We start from the raw sequence: 18945 nt of genomic DNA, 5'->3' as shown, positions 1-18945 counted from the left end.
GAACGGTAAGGTCATAGCAGCGTATACCTCCGATTCTGACGATCAGGCCGAGCCGTTTTTGGGCATGAAGCGCATACCTATCTATAAGGACAGCAGCGGCCGCGCCAGATACACAGCTCTGGAAAACGCGGAAAGCAAGGGCGCAGGCCCGTGGCTGACCGAAATCGTACCGCTCTCGCTCGGTACGGAGCAATGGGAGGCGTACTTTGCAAACATCGAAAAGAACTAACGCATTCCACCAAACAGGATTTTGAACAGGGGTATGCCCCTGTGGCTGTGAGGGTACTCTCCCTCACAGCAATCATTCTTTTTTGACATCAGGAGGATACATGATGAAAAAACGCATTCTGGCCCTATTCACATGCTTGGCGCTCTGCCTGAGTCTGCTGCCCACAGCGGCGCTGGCGCAGGGTGGAAACACCCTGACCGTAGGCGGGGACGGCACTGGAGCAACCTACAAATATCTTACCGATGCATTAAACGCTGCGCAACCCGGCGATACCATCCGCTTCCTTGGCAATGCAGGCGCGTTTTCTGAGAGCAAGGAAGATGAGCCGCTGGTGATCGACAAGCAAGTTACCATCGACGGAAACGGTCATACGCTTACGGTTCGTTACGCCGGCATCCTGCTGGGCGCGGATGTGACCATTAATGGTCTCACTATTTCCATGACGTCCACCTTTGGCAACGCCATATATGCAAACGGCCACAGGCTGACGCTCAATCAGGTGCGCAACGAGCAAGCGACTGGGGCCACAGCGAACGTGATACACCTGTTCAGCGGTGGAGCCATGAATGCGGGTTGGGATGGCCGCGCAAATGGCGGCAGCCACGGACAGATCATCATCCGGGGTTCGGACAACCGTTTGGGCGATATCTTCGCCGGCAATTGGTCGCGTACGAACGAAGAAAGCATATACAGCGGTTCGTCCACCATCACTATCGAGGAGAGCGCAGGCGGCACGATCGGCAATATCTACGCCTGCGGCGCATATGAGCCGACCGGCACTGGCAACTCAAACGATATCTTACCGAACAGCGATAAATTCCCGGTAACGGGTGAGGTTACCATCAACCTGAGCAACGGCGCGGTGGGGACGGTATATGGCGAGACCGGTGGCAGCTCGAATGCCAAGGTCGTATATAATTCTAGTATCAGCGATGCCCGTAGCAGCCGATTGGAGGATATTGCTTCTTTGGAGGTGAAAAAAGGTTACTTTGCGCCGGGCAAGGCAAATGCGATGAGCAATTTGGATGATACAGCGGTGACAATTAGATCGGGTGCGCGCCTTGACCTGCGCAATGTATCCTCACCCATTGCACCGGCCAGTTGGAGCGGTGATGGCGGTGTGCTGGAGATCGGAACGGCGCAGACGTTGTATTTGACTGGCGCTGTGACGGGCACAACTACGGTGGCCATCGGTGGATGGAATAGCTATACGAATCTTGCGTGGGAGGCGGCTACCGCAGATCATCTCTATATTCAGGCGGGTCAGGCGCAGGGCGGCGAGTTTACCTTCCTGCCGAAGACTGCGGGCGGCACAGCTCCTGAATGGTCGGCTGCGGACAAGGGCTGGCAGCTGGCATCCTCTGGTTCGGGCGGCGGCACAAAGCCGACCGGTCCGGTCAAGCCGTCCTCCTTCCGCTTTGTAAACAATGTCATCAACAGAACGACGGATGAAATTAAGGATAAGCGGGGCGTAGAGGTCAGTATTGAGGCTCCGATCCCGGACGGTCAATTCATCTTCCTAGTTCCGTTCACTGTTCAAATCCAAAAGGATGGAGGAGAGGTGAAAACGGCTTATCGGGAGTATGATGGGAGATACGGATACAGTTATAGTAGCACAATCTTAGGCATCACAGATATGTTTGCGATAGATGCACAGGGGGATGATACCTATCCCGTATTTCATATTGGGCTTCAGAACCCCGGCAGCTACAAGTTCACCGTCTCGGTGGAGACGGAAAGCGGCACGACCGCGACAGATACCCTCACGCTGAACATCACCGATCCCTCCACCCCCCCTGACCCCGGTCCCGGCGATTCCGATCCGTCTGCGAAGATTCCGGAAGCGGTAATGCAGCAGGTCACTGCCTACACTGGTGAGTACAACGGGCAGTCCCACAACGCAGTTCTGCTGGGCAGCGTGGATGCCAGCCTGTATGACGTGACCTACACCGCGCAGGGCGCGCCCGCGACGACCGTATGCCCGACGATCTTGGAGGCGGGCGAACTGCCGGTCGAGGTCAAGGTCGCCCTCAAGAGTGACGCGAGCGTATTTGCCACCAAGACGGTCAAGGCCGTGGTGACGGCAAAGCCTGTCACCGTTACCGGCCTGCAAGCCGTGAGCCGCATCTACAACGGCTCGAATATGGTCGAACTGGTCGGCGGCACAGTTGACGGCGCGATCGTAAATGACGATGTGCGCGTTGACCTGAGTGGTGCGGTCGGCAAGATGGCGGACGCGAACGCGGGCGACAATAAGGCCGTCACCGTCACCGGCGTCAAGCTCGCGGGTGCGCGCGCGGGCAGCTACAGCCTGACCGGCGTCAACCCCGTCACTGTGGACATCGGCAAGGATGTGTACACCCCCGCTCCTCTCGCGGGCAGTGCCAAGTATGGCAGCAGCGGCACAGTGCAGTTGACCGCCGTGCTGGTCGCGGGCGCGCGTGTGGACGCGGTAGATGTGACGGCGGGTAAGGCGCTGCTGAACGGTGAGCCGACCGTATCCGGCGACAGCCTGCATTTTGCCTTCCAAAACAACGCCACCGTAGGCGAGACGGCTATAGTACGGGTGGTTGTGGCAAGCGACAATTATGAGGAATACGAGATCGTTGTGACGCTGACCGTGGGCAGCAAGGAGACGCAGAGCGCGTTTGGCTTTGCCGCGCCTGCGCAGACCAAGACCTACGGCGACGCGCCCTTTACTGTCCCGGCCACCGGCGCGGCGGCGGGCAGCAACGTGACCTATGAAAGCAGCGCGCCGGAGGTCGCCGTTGTTGACCAAACGACCGGGCAGGTGACCATCCGCAAGGTGGGCGAGGCTGTTATCACCGCCAATGCCGCGGAGACGGCGGAGTACGTCGCGGCCAGCGCGTCCTACCGCCTGACCGTGAACAAGGCGGCGGTCACCGTTGCCGCCAAGAGCCAGAGTATCTATGTGGGCGACTCGATACCCGATCTGACAAACCCTGTACTGAACACCCATTACACCATAAGTGGACTGGTCGGCGGTGATACGCTGGGCGGCGTGCCCGTGATGGCGTATCAGACGGGCGGCACGGCGGTCATGCCGGATACCAGCAAGTCCGGCAGCTATGATATCGTGATCGTCAGCGCGGCGGACGGCAATGGCAATTATGCCGTTACATACCAGCCCGCTACACTTACCATCGCTGACAGGCCGACCACATCTGGCGGCGGAACTGGCGGCGGCGGAACCGGCGGTGGCGGCGGTGGCGGAACCGGCGGCGGTACGACCACCACGACGGATACCACCCAGCAGAACGCGGATGGCTCGACCACGACCATCAAGACCGATGCAGCCACCGGCACAGTGACCGAGACCACCAAATATGCTGACGGCTCGACCGTCACGATGGAGACCAAGAAGGACGGCTCGACCACCGAGACCCGCGAGACTGCCATGGGCGTTGCCGGCACGACCGTGACCGACAAAAACGGCGCGGTGACCGAGGTCTCCGCCAAGGTGTCTACGGCTGCCGTGCAGGCAGCGGAGCAGACCGGCCGGCCGGTGACCCTGCCTGTGCAGGCCGAGGCCGCGCGGCAGGGCGGTCAGGCTGCGGCAGTCAAGGTGGACGCGCCCACCGGCAACGTTGCTGTTGAGATTCCGACCAAGAACCTGACCGTCGGCACGGTGGCCGTGTTGGTCAGCGCGGATGGCACGGAGACACTGGTGAAAAAGTCGGCTGTAAGCGAAAACGGCGTGGTGCTCACGTTGAATGGCGCTGCCACAGTCAAGCTGGTGGACAACAGCCGGCAGTTTGACGACGTGCCGGCGGCAAGCTGGGCGAACAACGCAGTGACTTTTGTGGCCGCGCGCGAGATCTTCAGCGGCACAAGCGAGACCTCCTTCGCGCCTGAGCAGCCGATGACGCGCGGTATGCTGGCCAAGGTGCTGCACAATCTGGAGAATAACCCCACCGCAGGTGTGGCGGGCGGCTTTGCCGATGTGGCCGCAGGTGCGTGGTATGCCGATGCCGTCGATTGGGCAGTCGGCAGGAACATTGTCAGCGGCTATGGAGACGGCAGCTTCGGCGCAGAGGATAGCATCACACGCGAGCAGCTCGCGGTCATGCTCTGGCGCTACGCGGGCAGCCCGGCGAGCGCGCACACGCTTGACGGCTTCCGGGACACGAATCAGATCAGTGAATATGCGCAGCAGGCGCTGGCTTGGGCGAACGAAAACGGCATCATGAGCGGCAAGGGCGAGGGCATCCTCGACCCGCAGGGCACCGCGACCCGCGCGCAGGTGGCGCAGATGCTGATGCAGCTCGTGGACAGTCAGCAGGGCTGAGCCGAACGAGCCCGTAAGCAGGGCATGAGCGGTTCTTTGTCCCCTTTGGGGACTGACACGGAAAACCGCGCGTGAAACAGACCAAAAACGGACTTGGCAGTTGCTGCTAAGTCCGTTTTTCTTTGCCGCCGCGTCGCCCGCTGTCGGGCGGGATGAATAAGTCCCACCGTTTTTTGTTTACCGGCGGGACGCTTTGTGCTATACTGTATACAGAGTTTTTATGTCTGGGGGAAATGTTTTGAAAGAGATTCCCAATTGTATGTTCCACTCGCGCGAGCTGGCCTGCAAAACGCCCTACGGCGCAGCGCCGGCCGGGGAAGTGATCGAGTTTTCCACCTATCCGCGCCGTGAACGCGGCACCGAGCATATCACGCTCTGGATCGAGCGGGACGGCTGCGAGGCCGTCGCCTATCCGATGCGCTGGTATGGATTGTGCGGCGCGCGCGACCGCTACTGCGTGAGCTTCACCCCGGCCGAGCCGGGACTGTATTGGTACTATTTCACGATGGATACCGCGGGCGGGCCGCGCTTTGTCTCGCGCGGCTATGGCGGCCGGTCGGAGATCATCGACACGCTGGGCGATAAATACCAGTTGACGGTGTATGATCCGCAGTACCGTCCGCCCGGTTGGTTTGGCGAGGGTATCACCTACAATATCTTTCCCGACCGCTTCTGCCGGGATAAGCTGCCCGTCCAGCCTGAGGCGGAGGGCGTTGCCCCCCGTGTGCTGCACGAAAACTGGGACGATCTGCCTGTATACAAGCCGGATGAGCACGGCGAGATACTGAACAACGACTTTTTCGGCGGCACGCTGCGCGGCGTGATCGAAAAGCTGGACTATCTGGAAAGCCTGCGCGTGCGCACGCTCTACTTTAATCCGATCTTTCAGGCGTATTCCAACCACCGCTACGACACGGGCGATTATAAGAAAATCGACCCACAGCTGGGCGATGAGGAGGACTTCCGCATGCTGTGCAGCGAGGCGGAAAAGCGCGGGATGCGCGTCATTCTGGACGGTGTGTTCAACCACACCGGCTACGACAGCCGCTACTTCAACGCCCGGGGACGGTATGACAGCGTCGGCGCGCACCAGTCGCAGGATTCGCCCTATTACAGTTGGTTTGATTTTCAGAAGTGGCCGGACAAGTATGGCTCGTGGTGGGGCATCTACACACTGCCGCAGGTGCGCGAGGACGATGCAAGCTACATCGACTACATCATCGAAAACGAGGATAGTGTCATCCGCCGCTGGCTGCGGCTGGGCGCGTCCGGCTGGCGGCTGGACGTGGCCGATGAGCTGCCCGACGCCTTCATTCGCCGCCTGAACGCCGCGGCCAAGCGCGAAAAACCTGACGCGCTCATCGTTGGCGAGGTTTGGGAGGATGCCTCCAACAAGATCGCCTATTCCGAGCGGCGCACCTATTTTCAGGGCGGCGAGCTGGACTCGGTGATGAATTACCCGCTGCGGGAGGCCATTTTGGGCTTTTTGGGCGGCGGCACGGCTGAGCATTTCGCTGAGCGGATGGAGACCGTGCGGGAAAATTATCCGCGTGCGGTGTTCTACAACCTCATGAACATCATCGGCACACACGACACGCCCCGCGCGCTGACCATTCTGGGCGTGTCGGACGAGGAATGGAAGATGGACCGCGACGGCCGCGCCCACTATACCCTGCCGCCCGACCGGCTGGAAAGCGCCAAGCGCCGGCTCAAGCTGGCGGCCGTCATCCAATTCACCATGCCCGGCTCGCCGACCATCTACTATGGTGATGAGGCCGGCAAGCAGGGCTTTGAGGACCCCTTCAATCGCGGCACTTACCCATGGGGCGCAGAGGATGCGGAGCTGCTGGAGTTTTACCGCACGCTGTGCGAGCAGCGCGACCGGAGCGAAACGCTCAACCGCGGCGAGCTGCGCTTTCTTGCGTGCGAGGGCGCGCTGCTGCAATATGAGCGGTGCTACGGCCAGTCGCGCATCGTTGTGCTGGTAAACCGGGGGCACACGACCGCGCGCGCGCCGATCGACGCGCTGTACGCGGCCGATATCCTCAGTCCGGTGGAGTTTGACATGCACGGCGACCAAGGTGTAATCGCCAGCGTGCCGCCTGAAACAGCCTATGTGCTGCGTTGTTTCGGCACGCTCTGACGCAGGATGACAGTGAGGTGTTTCTGATGGATATGACTGAAAAACAGCTTTCCGCCCGGTATTTATTTGAGGGGCGGATCATGAAGGCGCGGCTGGACGAGGCGCTGCTGCCAAACGGCCGCACTGCGCAGCGTGAGGTATGCGAGCATGTGCCGGGTGTGGGCGTGCTGCCAATCGACCGGGACGGCAATGTGATCTTGGTGCGGCAGTTTCGCTATCCGTTTGACACGGTGCTGCTTGAGATACCGGCGGGCAAGATGGATCACGGCGCAGAGGACGCGGAAGAATGCGGCAGGCGCGAGTTGCGGGAGGAGACCGGCTGCACGGCCGGGCGCATGGTGCCGCTCGGGCGGCTGTATCCGTCGCCCGGGTTTCTGGACGAGGTGATCTCGCTGTATGCCGCGCTCGAGCTGACCGAGGGCGAGATGCAGCCGGACGAGGACGAGTTCGTTGAGGTCGTGCGCCTTCCCATCGCCGAGGTCGAGGAAATGGTTGCGCGCGACGCGCTGCGCGACGCCAAGACCATCGCCGCGCTGTACCGCGCAAGGCTCAAGGGACTGTATTGAGCGGCGGTATCAGCGCACGACCCCTCTGAAAAGGAGGCATTATGGATAAAAAAACGATCCTCGTGATCGAGGATGAACGCGCCATCGCGGATATTCTGGTGTTCAATCTCCAGCGCGAGGGTTACGACACGCTTGCCGCCTACGATGGCATGGAGGGACTGGCCCGTGCGCTGCACGACATGCCCGACCTCATCCTGCTGGACGTGATGCTGCCCGGCATGGACGGCTTCGAGGTGCTGCGGCATGTGCGCGAGAAAAACGACACGCCCATCATCATGCTGACCGCCCGCGAGGAGGAGACCGACAAGGTCATGGGGCTTGAGCTGGGCGCGGACGACTACATCACCAAGCCCTTTTCCATGCGCGAGCTGATGGCGCGCGTCAAGGCCAATATGCGCCGCGTGCTCTCGGGAGAGGAGCGGGAAAGGCTGCCGGTGTACACCGGCAGCGGCCTGCGCGTCTCGAAGGAAAACGGCATGGCCTACAAAAACGGCAGGCCGCTCGAGCTTTCCGCGCGGGAGTTTGACATCCTGTGCTTTCTGTCGGCCGCGCCGGGGCGCGTGTTCTCGCGCGAGGAGCTGATGGCGCAGGTGTGGGGCTATGAATATTACGGCGACCTGCGCGCGGTCGATGTTGCCATCCGCCGCCTGCGCGAAAAGGTTGAGGATCAGCCCGCCAGCCCGCATTATATCATGACCAAGCGGGGAATGGGATATTATTTTGCCGGGGAAGGGGCATAGGAACATGCCGTGTCCCGGCCTGCCGCGGCGGATGCGCGGCGCAGCCACCCGGATGCGGAAGCGCGCTTCCGGTCGAAACAGCGGAGGTGTCAAATGTTTCGCTCCTTACACATGAAGCTGGTGCTGATCCTCGTGCTGCTGATCGTGTCGGTCATGGCCGTGGTCGGCACGTTTCTCATCAACAGCGTCAGCACCTTTTATCTGGATAGCTTTTATGAGCAGGTGCAGGACGTGTTCGACCCTGCGCTGATCGCTTCGCTGGAGCAAACGGCGGCGGAGACGGGCGCAGCCGGACTGAAAACGGCGGTAAGCGCCTACGCAGTCACGCTCGGCATCGGTGATTACCGCCCGTACTATATTCTGGACGGTGAGGGACGCTATCTGGAGGGCTGGAATGAAAATCTGGCCGGCTCGCTCACGCGCACCAGCAACATCATCGCCGCGATGGCGGGCGGTACGGGTACGCGCTCCTCGGTGGCGGACAGCGTGATAGACGTAGCCATCCCGCTCCAGGCGGACGGGGACGGGCAGGTGGATTATATCATCTATATCGCCGACCAGAAGCAGGAGATCTCCGACCTGTCGTGGCGGTTTTTCCAAATCGTCATGCAGGCTATGATGTTTGGTATGCTGGCGGCCATTTTGTTGTCCTTTCTGCTGTCCAAAACGATCACCACACCGATTGAGCGCATCACCGAGGGCGCGCGCCTGATCGCCGAGGGGCATTACGACCAGCAGCTGGGCGTGCAGTCGTCCGACGAGATCGGCGAGCTGACGCGCTCGTTCAACTATATGGCCGAACGGCTCAAAAGCACGATCGGCGAGGTGCAGGGCGAGCGGGACAAGCTGTCCACCCTGTTTCTGCATATGACCGACGGCGTGGCCGCCTTCACCACCGACGGCACGCTCATCCACATGAACCCCGCGACCGAGAGCCTGCTTGGCGTGCGCATGGAGGACGGTCTCAGCTTTGACGAGCTGTTTGCCGACATCGACCTGCTCGGCGCGGACGAGACCGCCATGCGCACTTTCCTGACCAGCGAGATCACGCGGCGCGGGCGCGTGCTGTCGGTGACGCTCGCGCCCTATGGCGCGCTGGACGGCGAGGGCGGTGTGATCGCCGTCTTCCATGATATCACCGAGCAGCGCAAGCTGGACGAGGCGCGGCGCGAATTTGTGGCCAACGTGTCGCACGAGCTGCGCACGCCGCTGACCAACATTCACTCCTACACCGAAACGCTGCTGGACGCGGCGGGCGATATCCCGCCGGAGACGGAAAAGCAGTTCCTCGGCGTGATATCGAGCGAGTCCGACCGCATGGCGCGCATTGTGACCGACCTGCTGACGCTGTCCAAGCTCGATTACGGCCGCATGGAGCTGCGCATGACGCGCTTTTCACTGGGGGATATGCTCAAAAACGTCGCGGGCGCGATGAAGCTGACCGCCGAGAACAGCGGCCACGAGCTGACCGTTGACGCGCCGGATACCTTGCCCGCGCTCGTGGGCGACCGTGAGCGGCTCGAGCAGGTCGTGGCCAATATCCTGTCAAACGCGGTCAAATATACCCCCTCAGGCGGGCACATCCGCCTGTCGGCCTGCGCGCACGGGCAAAGCCATGTGCGCATCACGGTCGAGGATGACGGCGTCGGCATCCCTGAGGCCGACGTGCCCCGGCTGTTTGAGCGCTTCTACCGCGTGGACAAGGCGCGCTCACGCGCGGCGGGCGGCACCGGCCTTGGCCTTGCGATCGCCAAGGAGATCGTCCAGCAGCATGAAGGCCGCATCGCGCTTGCCAGCGAATACGGCAAGGGCACGACGGTCACCATTACGCTGCCGACCGGCCTGACCCCGGGTGGGGAGGAGGCGCAGGCATGAACGGCGCGCAGAAGTCGGCAAAGAACACGGTGAAAAATGTATCGCTGGTCGTGCTGGTACTGCTGCTGGTCGTGCTGTGCGCGGCCAATTGGCTGACTGGCCTGAACATCGCGCAGATGCCGGTGGACAGCGTGCTGCGCCGGGCGTATGACCGGCTGAGCGGCGGCGCAGTCGGTTATGTGCTGCGCTCGTCGGGCGTGGCCGCGGCCGAGCCGGCGCAGCTTGCGCTGGTGGTCGATGGGCAGCTGTACGGCGTGCAGTACAGTCCGGCCGAGCTGGACGCCGGGATGGAGGCTACGCGCGCGCTCTGGGCGCAGGTGCTGGCAGGCGGCGCGCTGCACCCGGCGGACGAAACCGCGCTGACCGCCGCACTCGGCGGGCAGAACTGCGCGCTGCTGCGCTATCACGGCGCGATCCCGCTCGGGATGCTGGCAAGCTGGATGGGCGGCGTGTGGGACAGCACGCTGGCCGTGGAAACAGTGGTGTACGCGGCCGAAACCGAAACGCTGTTTGTGCGCGCGGTGGACGGTACGCTGTATGCCGCGCAGGCTAAGGCCGACCGCGCGGCGCTCGAGACCGCGCAGCAAGGCTTTCGCGGCCTGCCCTGCAAATTTGCGGGCAGCGCGTATGCAGTCTACCCGGAAACGCTGCTGTTTGAGAGTGAGGCGCTCTCGCTGCCGCTGCTGACGGCGCAAGCGCCCGCGCTGTTCGAGCCGCAAAGCGGCGCGGGGCTGGAAACCCTGCTGGCCGCGTTCGATTACACGCCCTACGCGCGTACCTATCCCGAGCAGGGCGGCAGGGTCAAGGTGTTTGTGGACAACGCGAGCACGCTGCGCGTCTGGGACACAGGTATGGTGCAGTATGCCGCTACCGGGGCGGACAGCACTGTGCGTGCCTATGACAGCGGCGAGGCGGAGGGCTTGGCCGCGCTGGACGCACAGCTCGACTGCGCGCGCCTGATTCTGGAAGGCGCAATGCGCGCGGCAGAAACGGGTACACAGCCCTCGCTCTACGCGGTGCGCCAGCAGGGCGGCGGGCGCACAGCGCTGGTTTTCCTGCAGATGTACGGCGGTGTGCCCGTGCTGGGCGAGCAGGATTTTGCCACCTTTGTGTTTGAGGAGGGCGCGCTTGCCTCGGCGACCATTCGCCTGCAGTGCTTGCGTGTGGGGGAGCGCTACCGTACCATTCTGCCCGCGCGGCAGGCCGCCGCGGGCGCGGACGGCGCGCGGCGCGGCCTGATCGCAGCCTACCGGCAGCAGGAGGACGTGCTTGTGCCGGGACGGTTTTATCTGTAAACACAGTAGGAAAGGGAGGTCTGGCCGTGCAATGGGATAAGGTCAAAAATACGCTGATCGTCATCCTGCTGGCGGTCAACCTGTTTCTGATGGGCAGCTTGGGCGCCAAGCTGTGGCAGGACCGCCAGCGGGAGCAGATGCTGCTGGACAATCTGACCCGCCTGCTCGCACACGCCGGGCTGACGCTGGACGAGGACTTCGCGCTGCCGCGCGGTAAGGTGCTGCCGCTGCTTTCGCTTGACCGCAGCCGTGCGGGCGAGGAGGCCGTAGCCGCCGCCATGCTGGGCGAGGAGGTGGCGCGCACCGAGCAGGAGGATGGCGCGGCCCGGTTTGAGAGCCGGACCGGCACGCTGGAATGGCGCGCGGACGGCACGGTGCGAGCGGCCTGTCTGCTCGAGGGAAATATGCCCACCGATGAGCGGCAGGCGTTGTCGCGCGCGCGTGGGCTGCTGGCTGATTGGGGACTGCTGGGCGAGGAGGTCACGCTCGCAGCCGATGGCCTGCGCGTGACTGTGACCGGTACGCTCGCCGGGCAGCCGGTGTACAACCGCAGCTTGGAGCTGCGGTTTGACCGGGGCTGTGTCATGCTCTCCGGGCGGTGGAGCTTTGGCACACCGTATACGACGGTGCGCGGGGACGGCACGACGTATGCCGCAGCCGATGCGCTGCTTGCCTTTGCCGCCGCCGCGCCGGAGGGCGCGCGCATCCGTGTGATGACGGCGGGCTACCGCCTACAGCTGGACGGCAGCCGCCGCTTGCAGCTCGTGCCAACTTGGAAGATCAACACCGATTCAGGCGAATATTTGGTGGATTGTGCCAAAAAGACAATGGTTGCGCAAGAAAACTGAAAAAATTCTTTCCTTTATCTGAATTTGTGGTAAAATGTATAGGTGAGACTTTGCGCAGCCGCACCATCTGTCGGCTGTATTCATAAAATACGGTAGCAAGAAAACCGGGCGGGCCGTATCCCCCGCCCGCGCTTCGAGAGTGAGGAGTAGTTAGGCTTTGACCAAGTATGTTATCAACGGCGGCAGGACGCTCAACGGTGAGGTCACCATCTCCGGCGCGAAAAACGCGGCGGTCGCCATCGTTCCGGCCGCGCTGCTGGCCGACGGCCCCGTCCGCATCGAAAATGTGCCCAAGATCATCGACGTGACGCTTCAGATGGAGATCATGCGCGAGCTTGGCGCGCAGATCCGCCTGCGCGGCGCGACGACTGTCGAAATCCAGAACACCAGCAGTCCCAGCCTCAAGCCGCACGAGCTGGAGCGTAAGCTGCGCGCTTCCTATTATCTGCTGGGCGTGCTGCTCGGCAAATACGGCTTTGCCGAGGTCGCCATGCCCGGCGGCTGCAATTTCGGCGGCGTTCGCCCGATCGACCAGCATGTCAAGGGCTTTGAAGCGCTGGGCGCCAAGGTAACGCTGCCCGAGGGCGGATACATCCGCGCCGAAGCGCCTCCGGAGGGACTGCACGGCGCACGCATCTATTTTGACGTGGTCTCGGTCGGTGCGACGATGAACATCATGCTCGCGGCCGTACTCGCCAAGGGGCAGACTGTGATGGAAAACTGCGCCAAGGAGCCGCATATCGTCGACCTGGCAAACTTCCTGAACGCGATGGGCGCGGATGTCAAGGGTGCGGGCACGGACGTCATCAAGATACGCGGGGTCGAGCGGCTGCGCGGCGGCGTCTATTCGATCATCCCCGACCAAATCGAGGCGGGCACCTTTATGGCGGCGGTCGCGGCCTGCGGCGGCTCGGTGCTCATCAAAAACGTCATCCCCAAGCATCTGGAGTGTATCACCAACAAGCTCAAAGAGATGAACGTTGAGATAACCGACTTTGACGATTCGGTGCTCATCCGGCGAGAGGGACGGCTGATCCGCACCAACTTCAAGACCATGCCCTATCCGGGCTTTCCGACCGACATGCAGCCCCAGCTGACCACCGCGCTGTGCTTGGCCGAGGGCACCAGCATCGTGACCGAGGGCGTGTGGGACAGCCGCTTCCGCTATACCGACGAGCTGATCCGCATGGGCGCGAACATCCGCGTCGATGGCAAGCGCGCCGTGGTCGAGGGCGTCGAGGCGCTCAGGGGGACAGCGGTGCGCGCACATGACCTGCGCGCGGGCGCGGCCATGGTCATCGCGGGGCTTGCCGCAGGCGGTGTGACCGAGGTCGAGCAGGTGCAGAACATCGAGCGCGGCTACGAAACGCTGGTGGAAAAGTTCGTCGCGCTCGGCGCGGATATGTACCGGGCGGATATTCCGGAATCCATGGGACTGCCGCGCAAGGACTGAGCGCGCGGAGACATATCAAATCGAGGCCGCGCGGCGGCCTTGCAAAAGCGGGGGCGTGCACCTCGCTTTTTTTGCAAACGGATGTGCAGGCGCGGGCGGCGCTTTCCCGGTGTTGCCCCGCCTGATAAATTTGGGAGGATTATATGGCAGAGCGGTTTTATTACAGCATCGCCAGCGGCTCGGCTGGCAACTGCGGCCTGTATCTGGCGGGCGGCACAGCGATCCTGATCGACGCGGGCGTGTCGCTGCGCCGTATCACAGCTGGTCTTAGCGCACTTGGGCTGGGGCTGGACGACCTTGCCGCCGTGCTGCTGACGCATGAACACGGCGACCATGTGAGGGGGCTGCCGATGCTGCTGAAAAAGTGCGCCGTGCCGGTGTTTGCCTCGCGGGGCACAGCGCGTGTACTTACGCAGAAGGAGCCGATCTGCGCCGACCGGCTGAACACCTTTGACAGCGGCGCGCGCTTCTGGGTGCGCGATGTGGATGTGGACAGCTTTGCCACTCCGCACGACGCGGCGGAGAGCGTCGGCTATGTACTGACGCATGAGGGCAGGCGCTTCGGCTTTGCCACCGATCTGGGCTTTGTGCCGCACGACGCGGCGGACAGGCTGCGCGGCTGCACGGCCGTCGTGCTCGAAAGCAACCACGATCCGCATATGCTGCAAGCCGGGCCGTACCCTTACGCGCTCAAAATGCGGGTGGCCGGGCCGTCGGGACATTTGTCTAACCCGGACTGCGCCGTGTGCGCGGCTGAGCTGGTCAAAAGCGGTACGCGCACACTCATCCTTGCCCACCTGAGCGAGAAAAACAATATGCCCGCGCTTGCCCTGCAGCAAACGCGGCACGCGGTACGCGGCTTGCCGCTGTGCCGTGTGATCGTCGCCCCGCGGGACTGCATGGGTGAGCCGGTGCTGCTTGAGGAGGGGGAAGCGTTATGCTCGCTGTCCGGTTGATCTGCGTGGGCAAGCTGGGCGAACGGTTCTGGGCGGAGGCTGTGCGGGAGTATGAAAAACGGCTGTCGGCTTATTGCAGGCTGGAAATCGTCGAACTGCCCGAGCAGCGTCTGCCGCAAAGCCCCTCGGCGGGCGAGATCGCGCAGGCTATCGAAAAGGAAGCCGCACTGATCGAGGACAGGCTGCCGGCGGGCGCGACGGTTGTCGCGCTGTGCGTCGAGGGCAAGCTGTTCTCGTCTGAGGAACTGGCCGGCTATCTGGAACGCTTGACTGTGTCAGGCACGAGCAGGCTGTGTCTGCTGATCGGCGGCTCGCATGGCCTGGCCGAGCGCGTCAAGCGCAGGGCGGCGCTGCGGCTGTCGATGTCGGCCATGACCTTTCCACACCATCTGGCGCGTGTCATGGTGCTCGAGCAGCTCTACCGCGCGCTCAACATTGCCGCAGGCGGAAAGTATCACAAGTGAGGGGCGCGGGCTGCACAAAATACCCCATCGTGCTGGCGCATGGCCTTGCCGTACACGACGCGGACGGTATATACACGCCTTGGGGGCGTGTGCCCGAAGCGCTGCGTGCACAGGGGGCGGTGGTCTACCTCGGCGGGCAGGATGCATGGGGCAGCATTGAGACTGGCGCCGGGCAGCTTTGGCGCACGGTGCAGCGTGCGATGCGTGAGCAGGGCTGCACACGTGTCAACATCATCGCCCACTCCAAGGGCGGGCTGGAAGCGCGCTTTTTGATATCGGCCATGGGGTGGGCGCGGCACGTCGCCTCGCTGACCATGCTGTCCACCCCCAACCGCGGCTCGCGTGTGGCAGAAGCGCTGCTGCGTGCAAGGCCGGGTATTGCGCTTTGGGCGCGAGGGAACGACGCCTACTGGCGCCGCCATGGAGACGAGCGCCCCGATACGCTGCGCGCGGGCAGACAGTTGACGCCGCGCTATCTGGCGGCGTTCAACCGGCGCTGCCCGGACGCGGCTTGCGTGTATTACCAAAGCTGGGGCGCGCGCCTTGACCATGCGCGGTCGGATGGCGCGATGGTGCTGATGCGCGGCCTGTTCTATCCGCTGCACGGCGAGAGTGATGGATTGGTCACGCCCGTCTCGGCGCGGTGGGGGCGGTACCGGGGCACGCTGCGCGGTGTTTCACACCAACAGCTGGTTGATGCCTTTGGCCGCGATACCGCGCACTTTTCACCCTGCCGGTTTTACGCGGCGCTGGTGCACGAGCTTGGGCGGATGGGGCTGTGAGCGCGGCCGCGGCCTATGTTTTGCGCCGGATTTTGCAAAAAGCATATTTACATTGCCGGTTCGATTCGGTAAAATAGAAAAAGCAGATAAGAACATATCAGGAGGGCGTCCCATGATAATTACCATAACGCTCAACGCGGCGCTGGACCGCACGCTGCGCATTGAGCAGCCGCTTGCTATCGGCAAGCTCAACCGCGCGGTCTCGTCCCATCTGGAGCCGGGCGGCAAGGGCATCAATGTATCGCGAGCGGTTAAGGCGCTGGGCGGAGAGAGTGTCGCGCTGGGCTATTGCGCCGGCACGAACGGACGTATGATGAAGGATATGCTGACTTCGGCCGATATCCACCATGATTTTGTCGATGTGGCGGGACAGACGCGCGTCAACACGCAGATCATCGACACGCAGGGTGGCCACACCGAGATCAACGAGCCGGGCAGCAAGCTGGAGGACGCGGACTTTCTTCGCCTGCTCGACCGCATGGACAACTATCTGGATGAGGGCAATATCTTTGTACTGGCCGGTTCCGCGCCGCCGGCTTTCTCGATGAGTAACTACCGTAAGCTGTGCAAAACGATCAAAAAGCGTGGCTGCCGCCTGATTATCGACGCGCAGGGCGAGATGCTGCTCGAAGCGCTCAAGTGCGAGCCGGATGTGGTAAAGCCCAACATCTTTGAGCTGGCGCAGGCAGTGGGCGACAAGCCCTCGGCCGATCCAGAGGTTGTCGTGGTATCCGCGCGCAAGATGCTGGACATGGGCGCGCACGCGGTCTGCGTCTCGATGGGGCAGGAGGGCGCGGTGTTCGTGGCCAAGGATGGCCGCGAGGCGCTGTTCGTGACCACTGAGCCGAAGATATACGACGAGGGCGCGGTCGGAACGGGTGATGCGATCGTTGGCGCGATCGCAAATTCGATGCAGCAGGGCTTTAAGTATGACGAGCTGGCACGCTTTGCTGTGGCGATGGGGCGCGCGAGCAGCCGCTTGGCCGGCACCGAGATGGCCTCGCTTAAAAAGGTGTACGAGGTATACGAAACCACCAAGGTATATGTTCTGTAAACAGCGGAAAACAGAAAAGACGCCTGACCGGTTGGTCAGGCGTCTCTTTTTGCGGTGCTTGATGCGGGGACGCAGCTTACCGCACCCTTGGGGGCTTGGCTTCGCTCGGAACAGAGCTGCTGCGCGGGCGCTGGGGTGCGGTGCTCTGCCGCTGCGGCGCGGTAGTCTGGCGCTGAAGCGAAGGCTCGGTGCGCCGTCGCTCCCGCGTCCGCTCGGCTTGCGCCTGTGTTGCGCGATAGGCTGCGGCCTCGGCGGTGATCTCTTCCTTGCGCTGGGCGCGCCTGCCCTCTACAGTCTGATGCTTGGCAGAGAGGTTCTTCTCCCGCTCATAGCGCTCCATATCCGCCTTGAAGGCCCAGCCAAAGGTAGCTTTGTTGAGCATTTTCTTGAAAAATCCCGGCTTTTTCGGTGCGGGCGGCGCGATGGCGCTGACCTGCTCGGAGACGGTGACGCTATCCGCCCGTCCGGGAGTGGGCGTCAGGCGTCTGGGCAGCTGCTCGCCAAGGCCATAGGCATAGATCTCCCGTCCCTCGTTGATCAGGCTTTGGAAGCGTTCGTACCGGGCGGCGGATGTGTTGTGCAGCTGGGGGTCAAAGAGCGGCACCATTTTCCACTTGCCCGCGCAGTTTTCCATCACCAGCAGCCGCTGCGCGGCCTGCTGTGGGTTGGACATATCCAGATGCAGGTCATCGCGCAGCTTTTGGGACAGCGATTGCTCCCACTGTGGGGCTTGCCGCTCGCCGATGGGCCGCACCTTGCGGGAGGGCAGGTCGTAGGCGTTGACCGGAGCGCGGCGGGCGCGGTCGACCGTCTGCTGCGTCTCCTCCGGCGAGAGCCCCATGCTCTCCAGCGTCTCGGTGAGATCCTGCCGGTCCATGCAGCCGCCGCAGAGCTTGTGGTTGAATTCTGCAAGCCGTGCCGCGCCCTCGGGCGTGCCCGCGCCCTCCATAAGCTGGCGGTAGTGCGCGTCAAAGGCATTCATCACGCGGCAGAAGCCGTCCGGATCCATGCCGCTCAGGTCAATGGCGCGGCCGTCCTCAACAGCACCGGGCGCGCCCTTGTCCGCCATGAACACGGACTGCGCCGCCTTCGAGCCGCTCAGGCCGTGCGGCTTGCCCAGACAGCTTTTCTTGCCGGGGCCTGCGTTTTCAAAGCCGACCAGCAGTACACCGCAGTGGCTGGCGTTGCCCTTGACCGTCCGCATGTACATATGGCCATTACCGCCGTCATGCAGGATAGGCTTGCCGGTCGGGCCGACCTCGCCAAGCCCGCCTACGGCCACGTTCAGTCCCTTGTGCTCGGAGGAGAGCGTCCAAGGCAGGAACCAAAAGGGCGGCTTTGTCTCCTGCCAACTGCCGGTGATTCGTCCCTGTCCATCGACCGAGGGCCGACCCACATGGTGGGTGCCCGCCCAGCGGGTGGTCAGCCCCATCGTCCGCTCGGGGGTGCTGCCCATGAGGGCTTTGAGCATACGGGTCTGCCCTTTGCCATGCGGCAGGGCGATTTTTGTGCGGCCACCATGGGCAAAGGCCTCGGCCAGGGTTTCGTCATAGGGCTTGACCTGCCCGTCCGTACCCTTCTGGTCAAAGCGGCCGAGCTGCCCTAGGAAAAGGATCTTGGCCATCATCAGCTGCTTTTCCTGATTGATCTGCAAAGCCTGTGCGGCGCCGTCGCCCAGCGTGTCTGTAAGCCGCCTTTTGGCTGCGGGCGACACGGGCGCAAGCGTGCGCTCCATCACATATTGGTTCATGAACTGTTCACACTTTTCCAGCTCTCTGGCCTGCGCGGTGCCCTGATGGCGGGCGATGGACAGGCCAACGCGGAAAGCTGGGTCCAGCGCGTGCTCCTGCAGCGCCTGCTGCACCCCGGCGTCGCGTACATCCGAGCCATGCGTCTGCAAAAACGCTTGCAGCTTTTGCGTACCGAGATAGTTTTTCAGCATCAGCGGAACGGACTCGAACTTTTCGTAGTTGCCCTGCTGCGCCTGCTCAAAGGCTTCGTCGTGATAGCCGCTTTGCTCCAAAAGCGTTTCCAGCTCGGCTATTTCGGCATCGCGTAAGGGCGTCTCCCAACCTTCTTTGGCCTGTGCGGTATATTGCTCCAGCTGCGCGGTCAGCTGCGTCAAAGCCTGCTGTTGTGTAGGCATTGTGTGTCTCCCCTTCTCGTTCATCTATATATAACACCCCGGGGGATGCGCAAATGTCCCACGCGGCAAAAAAATTTCCTGCCGG

The 18945-nt window shown here is 62.7% G+C and carries 14 protein-coding genes; 13 read left to right on the top strand and 1 reads right to left on the bottom strand.

Features of this window, described 5'->3' with window-relative positions; all coding sequences use genetic code 11:
* From MR935_RS01775 to MR935_RS01715, 13 genes are all read left to right on the top strand, one after another.
* Positions 1–229: IdeS/Mac family cysteine endopeptidase (locus MR935_RS01775; protein WP_290570506.1), on the top strand; the 229-nt coding region annotated here is incomplete at its 5' end.
* Between the two features lie 103 nt (positions 230–332).
* Positions 333–4538: an S-layer homology domain-containing protein gene (locus MR935_RS01770; RefSeq protein WP_290570504.1), complete on the top strand. Its 4206-nt coding sequence runs from the start codon at positions 333–335 to the stop codon at positions 4536–4538.
* A gap of 238 nt (positions 4539–4776) precedes the next feature.
* The gene (locus MR935_RS01765; RefSeq protein WP_290570502.1) at positions 4777–6681 is read left to right on the top strand and encodes a glycoside hydrolase family 13 protein; all 1905 of its coding nucleotides are present in this window, start codon (positions 4777–4779) and stop codon (positions 6679–6681) included.
* Positions 6682–6707: 26 nt separating this feature from the next.
* Positions 6708–7247, top strand: coding sequence for an NUDIX domain-containing protein (locus MR935_RS01760; protein WP_290570501.1), 540 nt, complete (start codon positions 6708–6710; stop codon positions 7245–7247).
* Between the two features lie 41 nt (positions 7248–7288).
* Positions 7289–7987, top strand: a complete 699-nt coding sequence (locus MR935_RS01755; RefSeq protein ID WP_290570500.1) for a response regulator — start codon at positions 7289–7291, stop codon at positions 7985–7987.
* Positions 7988–8080: 93 nt separating this feature from the next.
* Positions 8081–9862 carry an ATP-binding protein gene (locus MR935_RS01750; protein ID WP_290570498.1) on the top strand — a complete coding sequence of 594 codons (1782 nt, stop codon included), beginning with the start codon at positions 8081–8083 and terminating at the stop codon, positions 9860–9862.
* Positions 9859–11157, top strand: coding sequence for a hypothetical protein (locus MR935_RS01745; RefSeq protein WP_290570496.1), 1299 nt, complete (start codon positions 9859–9861; stop codon positions 11155–11157). The genes MR935_RS01750 and MR935_RS01745 overlap by 4 nt, the downstream gene beginning before the upstream one ends.
* A 26-nt stretch (positions 11158–11183) precedes the next feature.
* Positions 11184–12005, top strand: coding sequence for a hypothetical protein (locus MR935_RS01740; RefSeq protein ID WP_290570494.1), 822 nt, complete (start codon positions 11184–11186; stop codon positions 12003–12005).
* A gap of 157 nt (positions 12006–12162) precedes the next feature.
* On the top strand, positions 12163–13458 hold the full coding sequence (locus MR935_RS01735) for a UDP-N-acetylglucosamine 1-carboxyvinyltransferase (RefSeq protein WP_290570492.1): 1296 nt from the start codon (positions 12163–12165) through the stop codon (positions 13456–13458).
* 143 nt (positions 13459–13601) lie between these two features.
* Positions 13602–14414: an MBL fold metallo-hydrolase gene (locus MR935_RS01730; protein WP_290570491.1), complete on the top strand. Its 813-nt coding sequence runs from the start codon at positions 13602–13604 to the stop codon at positions 14412–14414.
* On the top strand, positions 14396–14878 hold the full coding sequence (rlmH, locus tag MR935_RS01725) for a 23S rRNA (pseudouridine(1915)-N(3))-methyltransferase RlmH (protein WP_290570490.1): 483 nt from the start codon (positions 14396–14398) through the stop codon (positions 14876–14878). Before MR935_RS01730 ends, rlmH begins: the two co-directional genes overlap by 19 nt.
* Entirely contained in the window at positions 14875–15660 is a 786-nt protein-coding gene (locus MR935_RS01720) for an esterase/lipase family protein (RefSeq protein ID WP_290570489.1), read from the top strand. The genes rlmH and MR935_RS01720 overlap by 4 nt, the downstream gene beginning before the upstream one ends.
* Positions 15661–15772: 112 nt before the next feature.
* Positions 15773–16714 carry a 1-phosphofructokinase family hexose kinase gene (locus MR935_RS01715; RefSeq protein WP_290570488.1) on the top strand — a complete coding sequence of 314 codons (942 nt, stop codon included), beginning with the start codon at positions 15773–15775 and terminating at the stop codon, positions 16712–16714.
* Between the two features lie 76 nt (positions 16715–16790).
* Here MR935_RS01715 and MR935_RS01710 read toward each other — a convergent pair whose 3' ends face one another.
* Positions 16791–18860: a hypothetical protein gene (locus MR935_RS01710; RefSeq protein ID WP_290570486.1), complete on the bottom strand. Its 2070-nt coding sequence runs from the start codon at positions 18858–18860 to the stop codon at positions 16791–16793.
* Between the last annotated feature and the right edge of the window lie 85 nt (positions 18861–18945).

Source organism: Agathobaculum sp. (assembly GCF_022775115.1).
In the GTDB taxonomy this organism is placed as follows: Bacteria; Bacillota; Clostridia; order Oscillospirales; family Butyricicoccaceae; genus Agathobaculum.
Note: the sequence above shows the minus strand (reverse complement) of the source record. Positions and strands in the feature narration are given on the sequence as shown.

What these genes read in the sequence shown, in the direction of transcription:
- MR935_RS01770 (WP_290570504.1), top strand. Translation starts at nt 333, where the DNA reads ATGAAAAAACGCATTCTGGCCCTATTCACATGCTTGGCGCTCTGCCTG.
- MR935_RS01760 (WP_290570501.1), top strand. Translation starts at nt 6,708, where the DNA reads ATGGATATGACTGAAAAACAGCTTTCCGCCCGGTATTTATTTGAGGGG.
- MR935_RS01755 (WP_290570500.1), top strand. Translation starts at nt 7,289, where the DNA reads ATGGATAAAAAAACGATCCTCGTGATCGAGGATGAACGCGCCATCGCG.
- MR935_RS01750 (WP_290570498.1), top strand. Translation starts at nt 8,081, where the DNA reads ATGTTTCGCTCCTTACACATGAAGCTGGTGCTGATCCTCGTGCTGCTG.
- MR935_RS01745 (WP_290570496.1), top strand. Translation starts at nt 9,859, where the DNA reads ATGAACGGCGCGCAGAAGTCGGCAAAGAACACGGTGAAAAATGTATCG.
- MR935_RS01730 (WP_290570491.1), top strand. Translation starts at nt 13,602, where the DNA reads ATGGCAGAGCGGTTTTATTACAGCATCGCCAGCGGCTCGGCTGGCAAC.
- rlmH (WP_290570490.1), top strand. Translation starts at nt 14,396, where the DNA reads ATGCTCGCTGTCCGGTTGATCTGCGTGGGCAAGCTGGGCGAACGGTTC.
- MR935_RS01715 (WP_290570488.1), top strand. Translation starts at nt 15,773, where the DNA reads ATGATAATTACCATAACGCTCAACGCGGCGCTGGACCGCACGCTGCGC.
- MR935_RS01710 (WP_290570486.1), bottom strand. Translation starts at nt 18,860, where the DNA reads ATGCCTACACAACAGCAGGCTTTGACGCAGCTGACCGCGCAGCTGGAG.